The following is a 16,302-nucleotide window of genomic DNA, read 5'->3' on the forward strand; positions in this document are numbered from 1 at the left end:
GTGATTTAAAAATTGTTGAATTTAGGAGTTTTATAAAAAAATAAATAAAAACTTTGTGCCTTAGCGCCTTAGTGGCAAAAAAAAATAAAAATGAAATCACAAGACATTCGCAAAGCGTATTTACAATTCTTTGAAAGTAAAGGACATTTAATTGTTCCTTCGGCTCCTATTGTTCTAAAAGACGACCCTACTTTGATGTTTAATAACTCAGGTATGGCACAGTTTAAAGAGTATTTCTTAGGAAACGCCACTCCAAAAAGTAATCGTATTGCCGATACGCAAAAATGTCTTCGTGTTTCAGGAAAGCACAACGATTTAGAGGATGTAGGTTTTGATACATATCATCACACTATGTTTGAAATGCTTGGAAACTGGTCTTTTGGAGATTATTTCAAAAAAGAGGCTATTCCATGGGCTTGGGAATTTTTGACTGAAGTGTTGAAATTAGACAAAGACCGTTTGTATGTTTCTGTTTTTGAAGGAAACGAAGCGGAGAATGTGCCTTTTGACCAAGATGCTTTTGATATTTGGAAACAATTCGTTTCGGAAGACCGAATTATTCTTGGAAACAAAAAAGATAATTTCTGGGAAATGGGAGATCAGGGACCATGCGGACCTTGTTCTGAAATTCACATCGATTTACGTCCAGACGAGGATAGAGCTGCTGTTTCAGGTTTTAGCTTAGTAAATGCCGATCATCCGCAAGTAGTGGAAATTTGGAACAACGTATTTATGGAATTCAACCGTAAAGCCGATGGTTCATTAGAAAAATTACCAGCACAACACGTTGATACCGGAATGGGATTTGAGCGTTTGTGTATGGCGATGCAAGGAGTGACATCAAACTACGATACGGATGTATTTACACCGCTAATCGAAAAAGTGGAGCAAATCACTGGAAAAAAATATACATCAAATAATGTCATCCTGAGCGGAGTCGAAGGGGAAGAGCAAAACAAAATCAACATTGCAATTCGTGTTATTGTAGATCACGTGCGTGCGGTAGCCTTTGCGATTGCCGATGGACAATTGCCATCAAACAACGGAGCGGGTTATGTAATTCGTCGTATTTTACGTCGTGCGATTCGTTACGGATTTACTTTCTTGAATACTAAAGAACCTTTTATTTATCAATTAGTTGCTGTTTTAGCTGACCAAATGGGTGAATTTTTCCCGGAAATCAAAAAGCAACAAACTTTGGTTACAAATGTAATTCGTGAAGAAGAAGCTTCTTTCTTGAGAACGATTGAGAAAGGAATTGAATTGATTCAAGAATATATTCATTTAAGAGATGCTGTAATTCAAGAGGGTGTTCAAACTGAAAAAGAGATTGAGGGTAAAGCTGCTTTTGAACTATACGATACATATGGGTTTCCATTAGATTTGACCGAATTAATTGCAAAAGAAAATGGATATTCTGTTAATGTTGCTGGTTTCGAAAAAGCAATGCAGGAACAAAAGAATCGTTCCCGTGCGGCTTCGGAAATGTCTACAGATGATTGGACAGTTTTGGTAGATGGAAATGTGGAAACCTTTGTTGGTTATGATCAGGTAGAAAACTTTGTAAAGATCACTCGTTTTCGTAAAGTAAATTCTAAAAAGGACGGGGTTTTATACCAAATCGTTTTAGATGCGACACCATTTTATCCAGAGGGAGGAGGACAAGTTGGGGATAAAGGAAAATTATTTTCAGCTAATGAGACAATCGATATTTTTGATACGAAGAAAGAGAACAATTTGATTTTACATTTTGCTAAAAGTTTACCAGAAAATGTAAATGGTACTTTTCAGGCTAGAGTATATGATGTTTTAAGAAATCAGACTGCTAAAAACCACTCGGCTACACACTTAATGCATCAGGCATTACGCGCTATTTTAGGGACACATGTGGAGCAAAAAGGATCATTGGTAAATCCTAAAAATTTACGTTTTGACTTTTCTCATTTCTCAAAGGTAACGGATGAGGAATTGCAACAGGTGGAAGATTTTGTGAATGCCAGAATTCAGGAGCAATTGCCATTAATTGAAAGAAGAAGCATTCCTATCCAACAAGCTTTAGACGAAGGTGCAATGGCATTATTCGGTGAAAAATATGGTGATAATGTTCGTGCGATTAAATTTGGAGACAGTATGGAGTTGTGTGGAGGTATTCACGTAAACAACACAGCTGATATCTGGTCTTTCAAAATTGTTTCGGAAGGAGCTGTGGCAGCTGGAATTCGTCGTATTGAAGCGATTACCGGAGAAGGTGTAAGACAGTTTTTTGCTTCGCAAGAAGAATTGTTGAGCGAAATTAAATCGGCATTAAAAAATCCTCAGGATGCTGTAAAAGCAGTGGTTTCTTTACAGGATGAAAATGCGAAGTTAAAAAAACAGATAGAAGCTTTGTTGAAAGAGAAAGCTAAAAATATGAAAGCCGAATTGGCAAATGAACTTCAGGAAGTAAATGGCGTTCAATTCTTAGCAAAACAAGTAGATTTGAACCCAGAGGGGGCGAAAGATTTAGCGTATGAGTTGGGCAATTTAGGGAATAATTTGTTTTTAGTTTTGGCTACTGCCGAAGAAGGAAAACCAATGTTAAGCTGCTATATTTCGAAAGAATTAGTAGCGGAGAAAAACTTAAATGCTGGACAAGTTGTTCGTGAGTTAGGAAAGTTTATCCAAGGTGGTGGTGGTGGACAGCCGTTCTTTGCTACTGCAGGAGGTAAAAATGCAGCTGGCATTCCAGAAGCTTTAGCAAAAGCTATTGATTTTGTGAAATAAATTGCAAAGTACACTAAAATAGAAAACCCTTTTAGTTTGAAAGCAAACTAAAAGGGTTTTTCGTTTTTGGTTATTTATATAATTAGTTGTGACTGGTTTCTATTCCGTTTTCTTCTAAAATGTCTAATAAATAATTGTTTTCTTTTGGGTCGTATTGTTCAATACCGCTTTGATACCATTTCAATAAAACACTTATTTGATAATGGTTATAGCCATCGGTATCAACATTAATACCTAATAAGCCAGCAAGTAGAAATTCATCTAGGACTTTTTCGTTTACAATTTTTTTAGGAATGCCATCAAGGATGTTTCCATTAAGACTCTCATAGTCAAGTCTACCAGATTTAAAACCTTCATTAAAAGCCGTGCTAGTTGAAATTTTTACTTTAGCATGAGGATTTTGTCCCTTAGAATAGCCTTCTAAATAGTCCTGTCTGTAAATAGGGTTGAAAATGTTTTTCATAATATATTTTACTGGTATACAAGTCAAATGTAGAAGCAAATTCGAACTATACAACTTAAAATCGTTGAAAGGAAAAAAAACTCTTTAAACCGCTTTGCGAGTGCATTTGGTCGTTAAAATAGGGTTTTTAAATTGGCTGATTTCGTGTGAAAAAGCAACGCTTTGTACTGTGTTTTTAGCTAAAATTATCTTCATTTTGAATGTATTCTGTGCAATAATAATTTGGTGAATTTTAGAGGTAAGAAAGCACTTTTTAACGAGTTTTTTAGTCGTTAAACCTATTTTGTTGCTATAGCCATGTTAAATATATAGTTTTGAAATCCCAAATTTTTAGTTTAATTAACCTATTTCGTGATGCAAAAAATTACCCACCTATTTTTTTTGATTGCTACTGTAGCTATTCTTTTGACTTCTTGTGCAAATGATAAGGACGATAAGGGGAAAATTTTTATCAAAATGATAGAAACTACTGAAAATGGTGTTTCTGAAAATTCCATTTTTAAGTATCATGACAATCAAATTATTAGTTCTGAAAATTCAAAACAAAAAATCGAATATACCTACAACAGTGGTTTAATTTCTAAAATTGTAAGCTATAATAAGCTAAATGAATCGAGTGTTGTTTTAGAGTATACTTATGAAAATGAGCAATTAGTCAAACTTACTTCTTCTGAAAATTATGTGATTTATTATACTCATGCTAGTGATGGTAAAATTTCATATGAGAATTTTTCGGGTTCTTCAAAGGAAGAAGGACAAAAACTAAGTCATGGTGTTTTGTATTTTAAAAATGATAATTTGGTTAAGAGTGAGAATGTTGTCGATGTAATCGCAGATGACAAAGTAACCACTACTACAATATCATACGAATACGATACTTATAATAACCCATACAATAGTATTGTAGGTTTTAATAAATTATTAGACAAAGCTGCTATTGTGTCTAAAAACAATGTTGTTATGATTGTTGCTGAAACAGCGGTTGTAGTAGGTGATCAAACAATTTCTTCGGCAAAAATGCATTCTATAGCTTATAAATACGACAAAGATAATTATCCAACAGAGCAAGAATCAGAGTCAAGTTTGAATAATCCTAATTATTCTAAAATCCAATATTTGTATTAATATTTTAATACTTATTTTTGGGAAAAAATGTAATGCTGTTTCGTACCGTAATTCCAATTGCTGAAAATCCATTTCCTATTGATTATCATTCCAGAATTCTAAGTCTGGGTTCCTGTTTTGCGGTAAATATGGCGGCCCAATTGGATTATTATAAATTTCAGAATTCCTGTAATCCATTTGGTATTATTTTTAATCCTGTTTCTATCGAAAAATTAATCGAAAGAGCCGTAAATAAAGATTTTTTTACCGAAAAAGATGTTTTTTTTCACAACGATTTATGGCATTGTTTTGAAGTTCATTCGGAACTTTCAAATCCAGATAAAACAACTTTTTTGAAATTATTAAATGAATTAGTTGTTGCAACAAATAACCAAATAACCAAATCAACGCATTTCTTAATTACCTATGGAACTTCTTGGGTGTATCGCCATATAGAAAGTGAGCAAATTGTAGCCAATTGTCATAAAGTGCCTCAAAAACAGTTTTCAAAAGAACTGCTTTCGGTTGAGGTTATTCAAAATTCCATCCTGAATACAATTGCGCTAATTCAAAAAGTAAATCCTAATGTCAAATTTATATTTACGGTTTCGCCAGTGCGCCACATCAAAGATGGTTTTGTAGAAAATACGCTAAGTAAAGCGCATTTAATTAGTGCCATTCGTCAAGTTTTAGAGGATTCTACTATCTATAATCTAAAATCTTCAATCTATTTTCCGAGTTACGAAATTATGATGGACGAGCTGCGTGATTATCGTTTTTATGCCGAAGATATGTTGCATCCTAATCAGGTTGCTATTGATTACATCTGGCAACGATTTAAAGAAACAACAGTTTCAAAATCGGCATTGCCGGTATTGGAAGAGATTGGCAGTATTCAGAGCGGGTTAAACCATCGTCCTTTTAATCCTGAATCAGAAAGTCATCTTAAGTTTGTAGCTAAACTACAAGCTAAAATTGCATTACTTCAAACTCAATTTTCTCACATTCAATTTTAAAAATACGTAATTTTTCGTATTGATTGCCTCTTATTATTGGTTCAATTTTGCTAAGTAACATTAAAAAAAACTTAGATGAAATTGATTCGATACACATTGTTATTAGGGATACTCCAACTTTTTTTCTCTACTTCAGTTTTTGCTCAAAGAAAAGTTCTTACTGACGAAGAAGTTGTTGCCGAGGCTGTAACAGCCGAGGTGGATGCTGTTTTTAAATCGGAAGATTTTTTAAAAAAGAAAACCAAAAAATTCAATGAGGTAAAAGGAACTATTGTTGCCGACATTGGAGTGATTCAAAATGGTAAAGTAGCTACATTCTTCAAAGTAGATAGCGACATTAATAATGCAATGTTTACCAATTTTATTTCGGAATACATTTTAGAACACAAATTCAATTTTAAGCTTCAAAAACAACAGCGCTATAAAATTCGCTATTCCATAACATTTTGATAGAAAACAGTCTAGATCTAAAACGCAATAAACATTTATAAAACAACTTAAAAACGCAAAAAATGAAAAAAATTACTTTAGTGATGTTGGCTTTCTGTGTCGGAAGTACATTACCAGCCTCTGCCCAATTTGGGAAATTATTAGAAAAGGCTAAGAGTGCCGTTTCAGGAGGAAGTGCCGGAAAAAAAACAGGAAGTTTTTCAACTGTTTGGGAATCGGAATTCGATAACAAAGCAACCAGATTAGCAGTTGTAAACAGTAATGGAGATTTAATTGTAGGAACTGATGATAATTCTAGTTCCGTCTTAGACAAAGATGGTAAACCAATATGGAATGGTGATTACAAGAAAATAACAACTAATAGTACTAATAAATCCGAATTGCAGTATACTATTTTTACTGAAAACGGCGGTTATTTGTTTCTTTTTGACCAAAGAAAATTAGGAACGGATAGAGTTGCTTGTATTGATATTAAATCAGGAAAAGAGTTGTGGAATTCTGAAGCTTATCAGGATTTGATTCCAAAAGGAACTAAAGCCGAAGAAGGTTTGGATCAAGGGGAATTAGAAACTGTAAAGTATATTTTTGAATTGGATGCTTTTTTAATTTCTCAACGTGCATCTGTAATTTTAGTAAAAGCTAAAAATGGTGAGAAAATTTGGGAAACCAATCGGTTCAAAGGTGGGGTTGGAAAATATATTTATGATGCTAAAAGAAACGAAATCATAATGGTCAATTTTAAACCTACTGCATTAGGCGCTTTATTTACGGGTTTTAAAAACCAATTGGTAAAAATTAATGCTACTAATGGGGATGTAGTTTGGGATGCCACTTTTAGAGGAACCGTAGAAAAAGAGTTGGTAACACGTCGTGCTATTATTGATTTATGGATTAAAGGAGATAAGTTATTCATGTATTTGGATGGAATTCAGGCATACAATATCAATAACGGACAAAAGTTATGGGAAGCAATTTATGAAAATGATATGCAGGGTGCTAATGGAGGAATGTTTAGTGGCGGAAAACGTTCTAAAATTTATAGAACCTTAGCACAGCCGCTTTTTACGGATGACGCTGTTTATATTGTGATTTTGGGAACTAGAGATAGAACTAAATATGTTGAAAAACACGACTTAGAATCGGGAAAATTGCTTTGGGCTTCTGAGAAAATTACGGGCGCTTTGTGTATGCCAAATATCTACAAAACAGGGGATAAAATAATGGTCCAAGTAGGAGGGAAAGTGCAAGTTCAGGAATATAGATTAGAGACAACTTCATATGGTATGGGAAGTACAGTCAAAGAATGGGTGCCTTATATCTTTTGGGATTATAAAGCTCAAAAAAATAGTTTGCTTTCACTTGATGATGCAACTGGAAAAACCGCTTGGAGATCTGAAAAATTTGACAAACGTATAACAGACTTAATTATTGATTCTGATAAGACGGTTTTTGTAGGCGATGGGGATGAATTTTACGGTTATGACATTGCTTCTGGCAAACAATTATTTGATGTAAAACACAATGATGCCAAGGTTGGTAAAGCAACTGACGTGATTGATTTTGGAGATAAAGTGGTTGTGTTGTCCGAAAAAGGATTAGCTTCTTACCATAAAAAAGATGGTTCGAGAGTTTATGCTACGGAGAAAATAAAAGGGGTAGATTTTTTCTATCACATTGGGGATAATTATTTCTTGAGAGACCAAAGAGACAGCAAAAACATCATTTATGGAATTGATATGACTAACGGAGAAACTAAAGGTTCTGTTCAATCAAAAGGTAAAGGAGGTAGTCCGCAATATGGAAGTGGTATTGATATTACTAAAGACGGAGAGTACATCTTTGCTTTCAAAGGAAGAAAAGTAGAAAAAATCAAAGTAAACAATTAAGCGTTTTTAGTTGTAAATGAAAGGGGGTGTGAATTTTTTCATAGCCCCTTTCTAAATGTATCAAGCGATGAAAAAAATAATACTGTTGTATGGGATTTGTTTTATTTTTTGGACTACCGAAGCACAACAAATTCAGTGGGCATCAAAAGTTATTAAGTTTTCTTCCGATTTAGGGGGAAAGCAAAACGGTATAAAACGAATTTTAGGTAAACCTGATGTATTCCCGCAAGGTGGAAATAGCGGAAATGCTTGGACACCTAAAAATGCTCTTGATGGTAGAGAAATTGTCGAAGTAGGATTTGAAAAACCACAAACTGTAAAGCAAATTGCTGTATTTGAAAATTTAGATGCAGGTTGTGTAACGCGTATTTTAGTAGACAAAGGTTCTGGTAGTTATGATGCGGTCTGGACTCGGAAAAGTGATTGGAGAACACCCACTTTTAAATCAACAGCTAGAACGGATCATGATTATTATTTTAAACGAAAAAGGAGAAAAATTCAGGAAGCACCGGATGTTTTTAATCCTGGAATTGAGTATGCTATTTTAGATAATGCTGTAGCAAATGTTGTAGCAGTTAGAGTAGAATTTAATTTTGCCCTACTACCAGGTCAAAAACAAATTGATGCCATAGGAATATCGGATTCTGAAATCCCAATTCAGGCAATGATAAATACAAAACCAGCGTTTGAAAATTTAGGAGATAAAAATATATTGGATTTTCAAGTAGCCGAATTAAGCAGTTTTATGTTATCGGATGATGGACAAAAACTTTTTTTAACTAATAAAACAGAAGAGGCTGATCAGGTTTTTATTTGTCAAAAATTAAGCGATGGAAAATGGTCTGAACCTCAGTTAGTACCTAGTTTAAGTAAAAATGAATCCTATAATTATGTTGTGAGTTCTAATTCCAATTTCCTTATAAAAGGAGGTGCAAATTATACGAGAAATTCGACTGAAACAGGTTTTACCATTTATGAATTTAAAGACGGTAATTATCAGATAGTTTCTCCGCTTAAAATAACAGCTTATAATAATTACAACGACACAGCTGATTTAAGTGTTTCAAAAGATGGAAAAACGATTATCATGGGTATAGAAACCGATTTTACTCAAGGAGGAGCTGATTTGTATTTTGCAACTAAAAAAGAAGATGGAACATTTGGTTTACTTCAAAATTTAGGTAAAAGTGTGAATTCTGCAGGCCATGAATTGTTACCACAATTGTTATCTGACAATACCACACTTATTTTTAGCAGCAATGGGTATAGTGTTTATGGTGATTTTGATCTTTTTGTGACTTATCGCTTAGATGATACCTGGAAAAAATGGTCAGAACCAATAAATTTAGGGAGTAAGATTAATTCACCTGATTTTGAAGGTTCTCCATTTTATGATGAAGATAAGGAGTTGTTCTATTTCTCGAGTATTGTAAATGGAAAAACAACTTGTTGTTCTATTAAGATGCCTAAAAGTGTTTTAATGAAAGGGAATTAAAGTGAAATCTAATGATGAAATGTGATGGGGGTATTTGTATTGATATTGTTATTTTTAGGGATGATTATTTTTTGTAATTGTTGGGTTGAAATTAAGAGAGAAAAAAAAGATTTTGAAAATAGAATTACCATGTTAGAGGCACAACTTAGGCAAAAAACACAAAAAAACAGCCATTTCGAAAACCAGATATTGCTATGTACAATGCTGATGGAACAAATAAAAGCTTCAAATGCTTTTTTAAACGAAGCTATTTTTGATTTAAATTCCAACTTGTTTGGAGAATTATATCCCAAAAAAGACTTACATTAAAAAAGTTAATCCTATTTTTTTATCTTTAGTGTGTAAAATTAGCCCATGAGAAAAACGCTATTTATTTTTTTGCTATGCACAGGTATTACTTTTTCTCAAAAGTCTAATCATGCAATTGATAGTTTAAAAAATGCACTTAAAATTTCTAATAAATTAGAAAAATTAAAAACTTTGATTCAGCTTTCAGACGAGTATAGTAATATAGACTTGGAACAATCAAAGAAAATATCCTATTTAGCCCTCAGTCAATCTAGGTTGCAAAATAATCCAACTTATATCGCAATGGCATTCAACTGTATTGCGAATGTCCATCAATATAAAAGCGAATTGGATTCGGCTTTGTATTTTCATAAAAAAGCATTGAGCATCCGAAAATCCATTAATGATTCTCTAGGTATGGCAGATACCTATAACAATATTGGTATTGTGTATGATAGTAAAGGCCAATTTGATGCTGCTTTGAAATATTATTTTAAAGCACTGTATTTTTATGAAAAGAAAAAGGATAATGTAAAGCAAGCTATGACCAATACTAATATTGGAATTATTTATAAAGCTCAGAAGGAATATTCAAAAGCCTTGTTGTATTACAGAAGAGCCATCGCTTTGTATTTCAAAACAAGCGACAAATTAGGGCAAACCATGGCGGCAGGAAATTTAGGAGGATTATTGATTAATTTTAAAAAATATCAAGAATCGTTAAAATATTCTTTTATGGCTAAAAAAGGATATCTTCAATTAGGTTGTGAACGATTTGTAGCCTATCCTTTATCAAATATAGCTTTAGTATATGATAGTTTACATCGATATAATTTAGCCGAAAAAAATTATTTAAAAGTAATTCGCTTGCATGATCAATATAATAATTTATATGAAGTAGCCGAAAATGCAAATGCATTTGCACTCTGTTTGATTAAACAAAAGAAGTATAGAGAAAGTATTGTGTTCTCCTTAAAGGCATTGTCTTTTGCTAAAAAATCAAAAGCCAATTTATTAGAAGTTTATGCTTATAAAAATTTACATAAAGCGCATTCTCAATTAAAGGAATATCATAAAGCGAATCATTTTGCCAGTTTGTATATTTCAGGAAAAGATAGTTTGTTTGAATCCGATAAAACCAAAATTATTTTCGATTTAGAAACCAAATATCAAACAGCAAAAAAAGAACAATTATTGATTCAAAAAGAAGCCGAAACCAAACAAAAAAATATTTTGTTGATAGGGGTTTCTGTTTTAACAGTATTGGTTGGACTCATCGGGTTTTTAATTTACCGCCAACAGAGACTTAGAAACAAACAACAGGAACAAGAATTTGAACTTAAAAATGCAATTCAGGAAATTGAAACTCAAAATAAGTTGCAACAACAGCGATTAGATATTTCAAGAGATTTACATGATAATATTGGAGCTCAGTTAACATTTATAATCTCTTCTATTGATAATATCAAGTATGCTTTTGATATCACTAATAAAAAATTAGATGATAAGTTAACAACAATTAGTACATTCACTAAATCGACGATTGTTGAACTTAGAGATACAATTTGGGCTATGAATTCTAGTGAGATTACATTTGAAGATTTAAAAATTCGAATCCATAATTTTATAGAGAAGGCGAAAGAGGCAAAAGATCAAATCAATTTTTTATTTAGTATTTCTAATGATGTCATGAAGGTCAAATTAAGTTCTGTAGAGGGAATGAATCTTTACAGAATTATTCAGGAAGCAGTCAATAATAGCATTAAATATTCGGAAGCTACATCAATTTCTATTCATGTTGTTCAAGTAGAGAAGCAGATTCAACTAACAATTCAAGATAATGGTTCTGGTTTTGACTATGGAAATATTGAAAAGGGTAATGGTTTGCAAAACATGCAAGATCGAATCGAAGCTATGGGAGGTGAATTTAATTTAGTATCACAACCCGGAAAAGGGACTAGTATTAATTTGTTGTTTACCAAAAATGCCTAAAATGAAAAAATTGGTTATTGTTGATGATAATACTTTTTTAATGAAATCTGTTCTGGAAAAATTATCATTTTTTGATGATTTTAAAGTGCAATTTACGGCTATGAATGGGCAGGATTTAATTCAAAAACTAGATAAAAATCACAATGTAGATTTGATTTTGATGGATATTGAAATGCCTAAGATGAATGGAATTGAAGCCACAGAACAGGTAAAAAATAGATATCCCAATATTAAAATAATAATGCTTACCGTTTTTGATAACGATGAAAATATTTTCAAATCTATTAAAGCAGGTGCCGATGGGTATTTGTTAAAAGAAGTTAACCCAAAAGATTTACAGCAAGGTATTTTAGAAACACTTAATGGAGGGGCTACAATGACTCCGTCAATAGCCATGAAAACGCTAAAATTATTTAGAAATCCAATGACATTTGAATCGGTTGTTGATAGTGAAACCTATAGTTTAACAAGCCGTGAAATTGAAGTTTTAGAACAATTGAGCAAAGGTTTGAAGTACAATACAATAGCTGATAATTTATTTCTTTCTGCAGGTACAATTCGTAAACATGTAGAGAATATATATACTAAACTTCAAGTCCATAATAAGCTAGAAGCTATCCAGAAGGCGAGGAATAATAATTTGATTTGATATTTAATAATTCTTTTTCTCTTATTTCTTTATTATATTCGTTCTGAATTAGTAAATGAAAATTATGACCACATTATCTGAACTAAGAAAATGGATTTTAATCGCATTAATTGCTATAGCACTGATAATTAGTTACAATTTTTTTTCTAAAAAGGATAATGATACAAGTTTAGAGTACAACACGAATTTAATCCAGCAGCAAATTCTAAATGTGGGGAAATTAGTCGTAACCGAAGGGCATTTTGCTGAGGTGATTACGTATAAGAACCAACAAAAATATTTGATGAATATGCTTTCATTTGAAAAGAAAGCACTTTTAGTTGTTAATGCGGATGTGACGGTAGCCTACGATTTGCATCAAATGAAATACGATATTGATGAAGCAAATAAAACAATCACTATTTTGAATATTCCAAAGGAAGAAATCAAAATTAGTCCGGATATTCAGTTTTATGATGTAGAACAAAGCAAACTGAATCCTTTTACAGGAGAAGATTACAATAAAATCAACAAGCAGGTTAGAGCTAATTTGGCCAAAAAAATTGAAAAATCTTCCTTAAAGAAAAATGCTCAAAACCGCTTGATTTCCGAACTTTCTAAAATGCTGATTTTAACCAATAGCATGGGTTGGAAGTTGCAATACGAAAACAAAGTAATTGAAAACGAAACTGATTTAAGCCAAAATATTAAATTATAGTGATCAACTTTCAAAAAAATTGCGACCTCCTGTTCTAAAGTATTCTATTTTGTAAAAGAACATTTCAGCCATGTTTTTAGCACGAAGTTTAGCTTCCTCTGCTAATGGTCCTACATAAAGGCTATCAATGGTTTCAGTGAAAATTTCCATCCAACGATTAAAATGTGTTTTTTCTACTGGCAGATGTTTATGAGGAGGAAAAGGACTTCCTGAATAGGTATGTTCTTCCAGTAAGATAGTTTGCCAAAAACGGTACATACGTTCTAAATGTGAAGGCCAATTGTTGCCAATTTTTTCATTGAAAATTGGGCCAATAAGCGTGTCTTTTTGCACTTTTCCATAGAAGGTGTCAACCAATAATTTGATGTCGTCAAGAGTTTTAATATCGCTTAATGCTGTCATTTTTTTTTAAAATTTGAGATTAGAATTTTCAGGTTCTTAACCGATTAATTGGTTGAATAAATCTTGTTTTTCGTTTAGGTATTCATACTGAAAACCTTTTTCTTTCATTTTTGTTTTGATAGCAACAATGTCGTTTCTGTTTTTCAATTCAAGACCTACAACTGCTGGGCCCACTTCACGATTGTTTTTTTTAGTAAACTGGAAATAGGTAATATCGTCTTCAGGTCCTAAAATGTCATTAACAAATTCTTTTAATGCTCCGGGACGTTGCGGAAATTGGATCATAAAATAATGCATCAATCCTTCGTAAAGTAAAGAACGTTCTTTGATTTCGGCAGTACGTTCGATATCGTTGTTACTTCCGCTTACGATACAAACAACTGTTTTTCCTTTGATTTCGTTTTTATAAAAATCCAAAGCGGCAATAGACAATGCACCAGCAGGTTCAACTACCATTGCTTCTTCATTGTATAAACGTAAAATAGTGGTACACACTTTTCCTTCAGGAACTAAAATGATATCGCTTAGGTTTTTTTTACAGATTTCAAAAGTGATTTTCCCTACTTGTTTCACGGCGGCTCCATCTACAAATTTGTTGATGTTTTCCAAAACGGTTACTTCGCCATTGGCAATTGAAGTCTTCATCGAAGGCGCTCCCTCAGGTTCGATTCCTATGATTTTAGTTTTAGGACTCAAATGTTTGAATACTTCTGAAAGTCCAGCAGATAATCCTCCGCCACCCAGTGGAACAAAAATATAATCAATAGGCTGAGTGCAACTTTCTAATATTTCAAGACCTACTGTTCCTTGACCAGCAATTACTTTTTCATCATCAAATGGGTGAATAAAAGCCATTTTGTTAGTAGTGGCATCTATCATTGCAGCTGCATAAGCATCGTCAAAAGTATCTCCCGTAAGTACAATTTCAACAAAGGAACCTCCAAAAAGATTTACTTGTTTTACTTTTTGTTTCGGAGTGGTTTTAGGCATGTATATTTTGCCTTTTATTTGAAGTAATTTACAGGAATATGCCACGCCCTGAGCATGGTTTCCAGCACTGGCGCAAATTACCCCTTGCACTTTTTCTTCAGGGCTAAGTGTACTGATTTTATTGTAAGCACCTCTTATTTTATAAGAACGAACCGTTTGTAAATCTTCTCTTTTTAATAAAATGCGAGCATTAAATTCATTAGAAAGATTTAAATTTTCGGTCAAAGGTGTTTGCATTACGACACCTTCTAATTGTTTTTTTGCTTCTTGTATTTGTTGGAATAAATTCATGTTTTCTAAATAAAAAAACCTCCTTTGTAGGAGGTTTTATAAATTGTAATACTATAATTGATTTACATAAACCTCCTGCATTATTATGGAATAATAATGATAATTGAGATTTGGATGTTAAACGAGTTTTTCATGTTTGATTTTCTGTCTACAAAGATAGCGTAATTATTTGGATCAATATAAAAGGCCTATTTTTTTTCTTCTCCTGGAGGGAATTGTGCTAAGATTTTTGAAACAAAGTCATTAATCTGTTTTTCCTTTTCTATTCTGTTTTCCGAAAGAGTTCCTATTCCTTGTCCTTGCCAAACCAATTCTTTTTTCTTGGCATCAATTAAGTCAATGAAAAGAGTTCCTTGAGTTGAAGAAGAGGTAAAGGTGTTTCCTCCACCCCAAAAATAAGGATTCCATCCCCATCCCCAGCCATAGCCCCAACCCATATTGAATTGGTTTACATCAATTTGTTCTCTTTCTTTAGTGAAAAAATTAATAAGTAAATCTGGGTTTTCACTTTTAGTCATTCCTTTTTGGCTTAAAGAATTGTCTATTGCGTGTAATATTCTTCTTTTGTCTAAATCAGATATTTCAACCTTGTCAATTCCTTTTTTATGGAAGGCATAGGTTTTATATTGTTTAAAATCTACATGGCTGTCGTAATCAGAATTTACTCTTACAGAACTACAGGCATTGAGAAGAAAAAGAAATAAAAGCGGTACAATTTTGATGGTTTTCATAGTGCAATTTTTTTGATTACTAATCTATAATTAAAATTTAGGTATCTATTTGAACTATAAAACAGGAAAAAGTTTTATTAATACCTCTATTTCTTGTTAGTTCCTGTTTTTTTATCATAACCATAAGGACAATGTCGACAACCGCTTTTACAACAATAACCTCTTTTTAAATGATATTTTTCTGTAAAACATTTGTATCCTTCTGGAGTGTAATAGAAATCTTCACCTTCTATTAATTTATTTTCATTACTTTGTCCAATCATTAATTTTTGTTGTTCATTTCTACAAATTTAAAATTTAAAACGCAATGTTTCTCTTTGTTAACAAGTATTTAATACCTAAAGGATTTCGTGGTTTGACCCTGTATCCCTTTGTGATTTTAAAATACAAGGAAGACAAATCTAATGCTGTTTTAATCAATCATGAACGTATTCATTTACAACAACAAATTGAGATGTTACTTCTTCCTTTTTTCATTTGGTATGGTACAGAATATCTGTTTTTGTTGTTAAAATACAACAACAAAAATCATGCCTATCGAAGCATTTCTTTTGAAAGAGAGGCTTATAGCAATGAGGCTGATTTGGAATATCTAAAAAACAGAAGGGTTTTTGGTTTTTTGAAGTATTTGTGGAAGTCCAAAAAATGATTTTAACCGCAAAGAAGAAAAAGTTTTTACAAAGCGCACTAAGAAAAAAATCGGCGTTTATCTGCAAAATCGGCGTGCAATTTTTTAAACATATAAGTCATATAAGTATGTTGAAAGTTTAAAAAGCAGTTAAGTACATTTAAGTTGTTTTCATCAATGAAAACTTTGGTGAAATCCTTTTAATCTGTGGTGTAAATAACGATGTAAAGTTTAGATAAGTTTATTTTCATTTATGAAAATATAAATCCGTGGAATTTTGAACTCAAAGATTTTAAAAATCAATTAGTGCATTCGTGGCAGTTATTAACCGCAAAGTATTCGAAGATTTCCGCAAAGAATACAAAAAAAATCTGTGATAATCTGTGTAACCCGCCTGCCAGCGAGGCAGGTCTGTGGCAAAAATAATGTTGTAAAGTTCTCAAAGTTTAAATTGAAA

At 32.4% G+C, this 16,302-nt stretch carries 15 protein-coding genes; 10 read left to right on the forward strand and 5 right to left on the reverse strand.

Going from position 1 to position 16,302, the window contains the following annotated elements; genetic code table 11:
* Positions 1–90: 90 nt before the first annotated feature.
* A complete protein-coding gene (gene alaS, locus ACFPTQ_RS06195) occupies positions 91–2,763 on the forward strand; it encodes an alanine--tRNA ligase (RefSeq protein WP_379775192.1) in 2,673 nt (890 codons plus the stop codon).
* An 82-nt stretch (positions 2,764–2,845) separates the two neighbouring features.
* Here alaS and ACFPTQ_RS06200 read toward each other — a convergent pair whose 3' ends face one another.
* Positions 2,846–3,226: a hypothetical protein gene (locus tag ACFPTQ_RS06200; RefSeq protein WP_379775195.1), complete on the reverse strand. Its 381-nt coding sequence runs from the start codon at positions 3,224–3,226 to the stop codon at positions 2,846–2,848.
* Between the two features lie 354 nt (positions 3,227–3,580).
* Between ACFPTQ_RS06200 and ACFPTQ_RS06205 the strand changes: the two genes are divergently transcribed.
* The 8 genes from ACFPTQ_RS06205 to ACFPTQ_RS06240 all read left to right on the forward strand — a co-directional run bounded on the left by ACFPTQ_RS06205 (position 3,581) and on the right by ACFPTQ_RS06240 (position 12,803).
* A complete protein-coding gene (locus ACFPTQ_RS06205) occupies positions 3,581–4,351 on the forward strand; it encodes a hypothetical protein (RefSeq protein WP_379775198.1) in 771 nt (256 codons plus the stop codon).
* A 32-nt stretch (positions 4,352–4,383) separates the two neighbouring features.
* Positions 4,384–5,346: a GSCFA domain-containing protein gene (locus ACFPTQ_RS06210; protein WP_379775566.1), complete on the forward strand. Its 963-nt coding sequence runs from the start codon at positions 4,384–4,386 to the stop codon at positions 5,344–5,346.
* 75 nt (positions 5,347–5,421) lie between these two features.
* Positions 5,422–5,796 (forward strand): hypothetical protein, encoded by a 375-nt coding sequence (locus tag ACFPTQ_RS06215; protein WP_379775201.1) that lies wholly within the window; start codon positions 5,422–5,424, stop codon positions 5,794–5,796.
* A gap of 62 nt (positions 5,797–5,858) precedes the next feature.
* Complete coding sequence (locus tag ACFPTQ_RS06220; RefSeq protein ID WP_379775204.1) at positions 5,859–7,682, forward strand: PQQ-binding-like beta-propeller repeat protein; 1,824 nt, start codon at positions 5,859–5,861, stop codon at positions 7,680–7,682.
* A gap of 67 nt (positions 7,683–7,749) precedes the next feature.
* Positions 7,750–9,177, forward strand: a complete 1,428-nt coding sequence (locus ACFPTQ_RS06225; RefSeq protein ID WP_379775206.1) for a hypothetical protein — start codon at positions 7,750–7,752, stop codon at positions 9,175–9,177.
* 354 nt (positions 9,178–9,531) lie between these two features.
* Positions 9,532–11,457 carry a tetratricopeptide repeat-containing sensor histidine kinase gene (locus ACFPTQ_RS06230; protein WP_379775208.1) on the forward strand — a complete coding sequence of 642 codons (1,926 nt, stop codon included), beginning with the start codon at positions 9,532–9,534 and terminating at the stop codon, positions 11,455–11,457.
* Position 11,458: 1 nt separating this feature from the next.
* Positions 11,459–12,106, forward strand: coding sequence for a response regulator (locus ACFPTQ_RS06235; RefSeq protein WP_379775210.1), 648 nt, complete (start codon positions 11,459–11,461; stop codon positions 12,104–12,106).
* A gap of 64 nt (positions 12,107–12,170) precedes the next feature.
* Complete coding sequence (locus ACFPTQ_RS06240; RefSeq protein WP_379775212.1) at positions 12,171–12,803, forward strand: DUF4230 domain-containing protein; 633 nt, start codon at positions 12,171–12,173, stop codon at positions 12,801–12,803.
* Positions 12,804–12,806: 3 nt separating this feature from the next.
* On the opposite strand, the gene ACFPTQ_RS06245 is transcribed toward ACFPTQ_RS06240, so the two are convergent.
* From ACFPTQ_RS06245 to ACFPTQ_RS06260, 4 genes are all read right to left on the reverse strand, one after another.
* On the reverse strand, positions 12,807–13,205 hold the full coding sequence (locus tag ACFPTQ_RS06245; RefSeq protein ID WP_379775214.1) for a group III truncated hemoglobin: 399 nt from the start codon (positions 13,203–13,205) through the stop codon (positions 12,807–12,809).
* Positions 13,206–13,241: 36 nt separating this feature from the next.
* Positions 13,242–14,486, reverse strand: a complete 1,245-nt coding sequence (ilvA, locus tag ACFPTQ_RS06250; protein ID WP_379775216.1) for a threonine ammonia-lyase IlvA — start codon at positions 14,484–14,486, stop codon at positions 13,242–13,244.
* A 188-nt stretch (positions 14,487–14,674) separates the two neighbouring features.
* Entirely contained in the window at positions 14,675–15,217 is a 543-nt protein-coding gene (locus ACFPTQ_RS06255) for a DUF4136 domain-containing protein (protein WP_379775219.1), read from the reverse strand.
* Positions 15,218–15,303: 86 nt separating this feature from the next.
* A complete protein-coding gene (locus ACFPTQ_RS06260) occupies positions 15,304–15,480 on the reverse strand; it encodes a DUF5522 domain-containing protein (RefSeq protein ID WP_278035012.1) in 177 nt (58 codons plus the stop codon).
* 44 nt (positions 15,481–15,524) lie between these two features.
* On the opposite strand from ACFPTQ_RS06260, the gene ACFPTQ_RS06265 reads away from it, so the two are divergent.
* On the forward strand, positions 15,525–15,866 hold the full coding sequence (locus ACFPTQ_RS06265; protein WP_379775222.1) for a hypothetical protein: 342 nt from the start codon (positions 15,525–15,527) through the stop codon (positions 15,864–15,866).
* Positions 15,867–16,302: the final 436 nt, after the last annotated feature.

This window comes from Flavobacterium sp. GCM10022190 (assembly GCF_042656445.1).
GTDB classification, from domain to species: domain Bacteria; phylum Bacteroidota; class Bacteroidia; order Flavobacteriales; family Flavobacteriaceae; genus Flavobacterium; species Flavobacterium nitratireducens.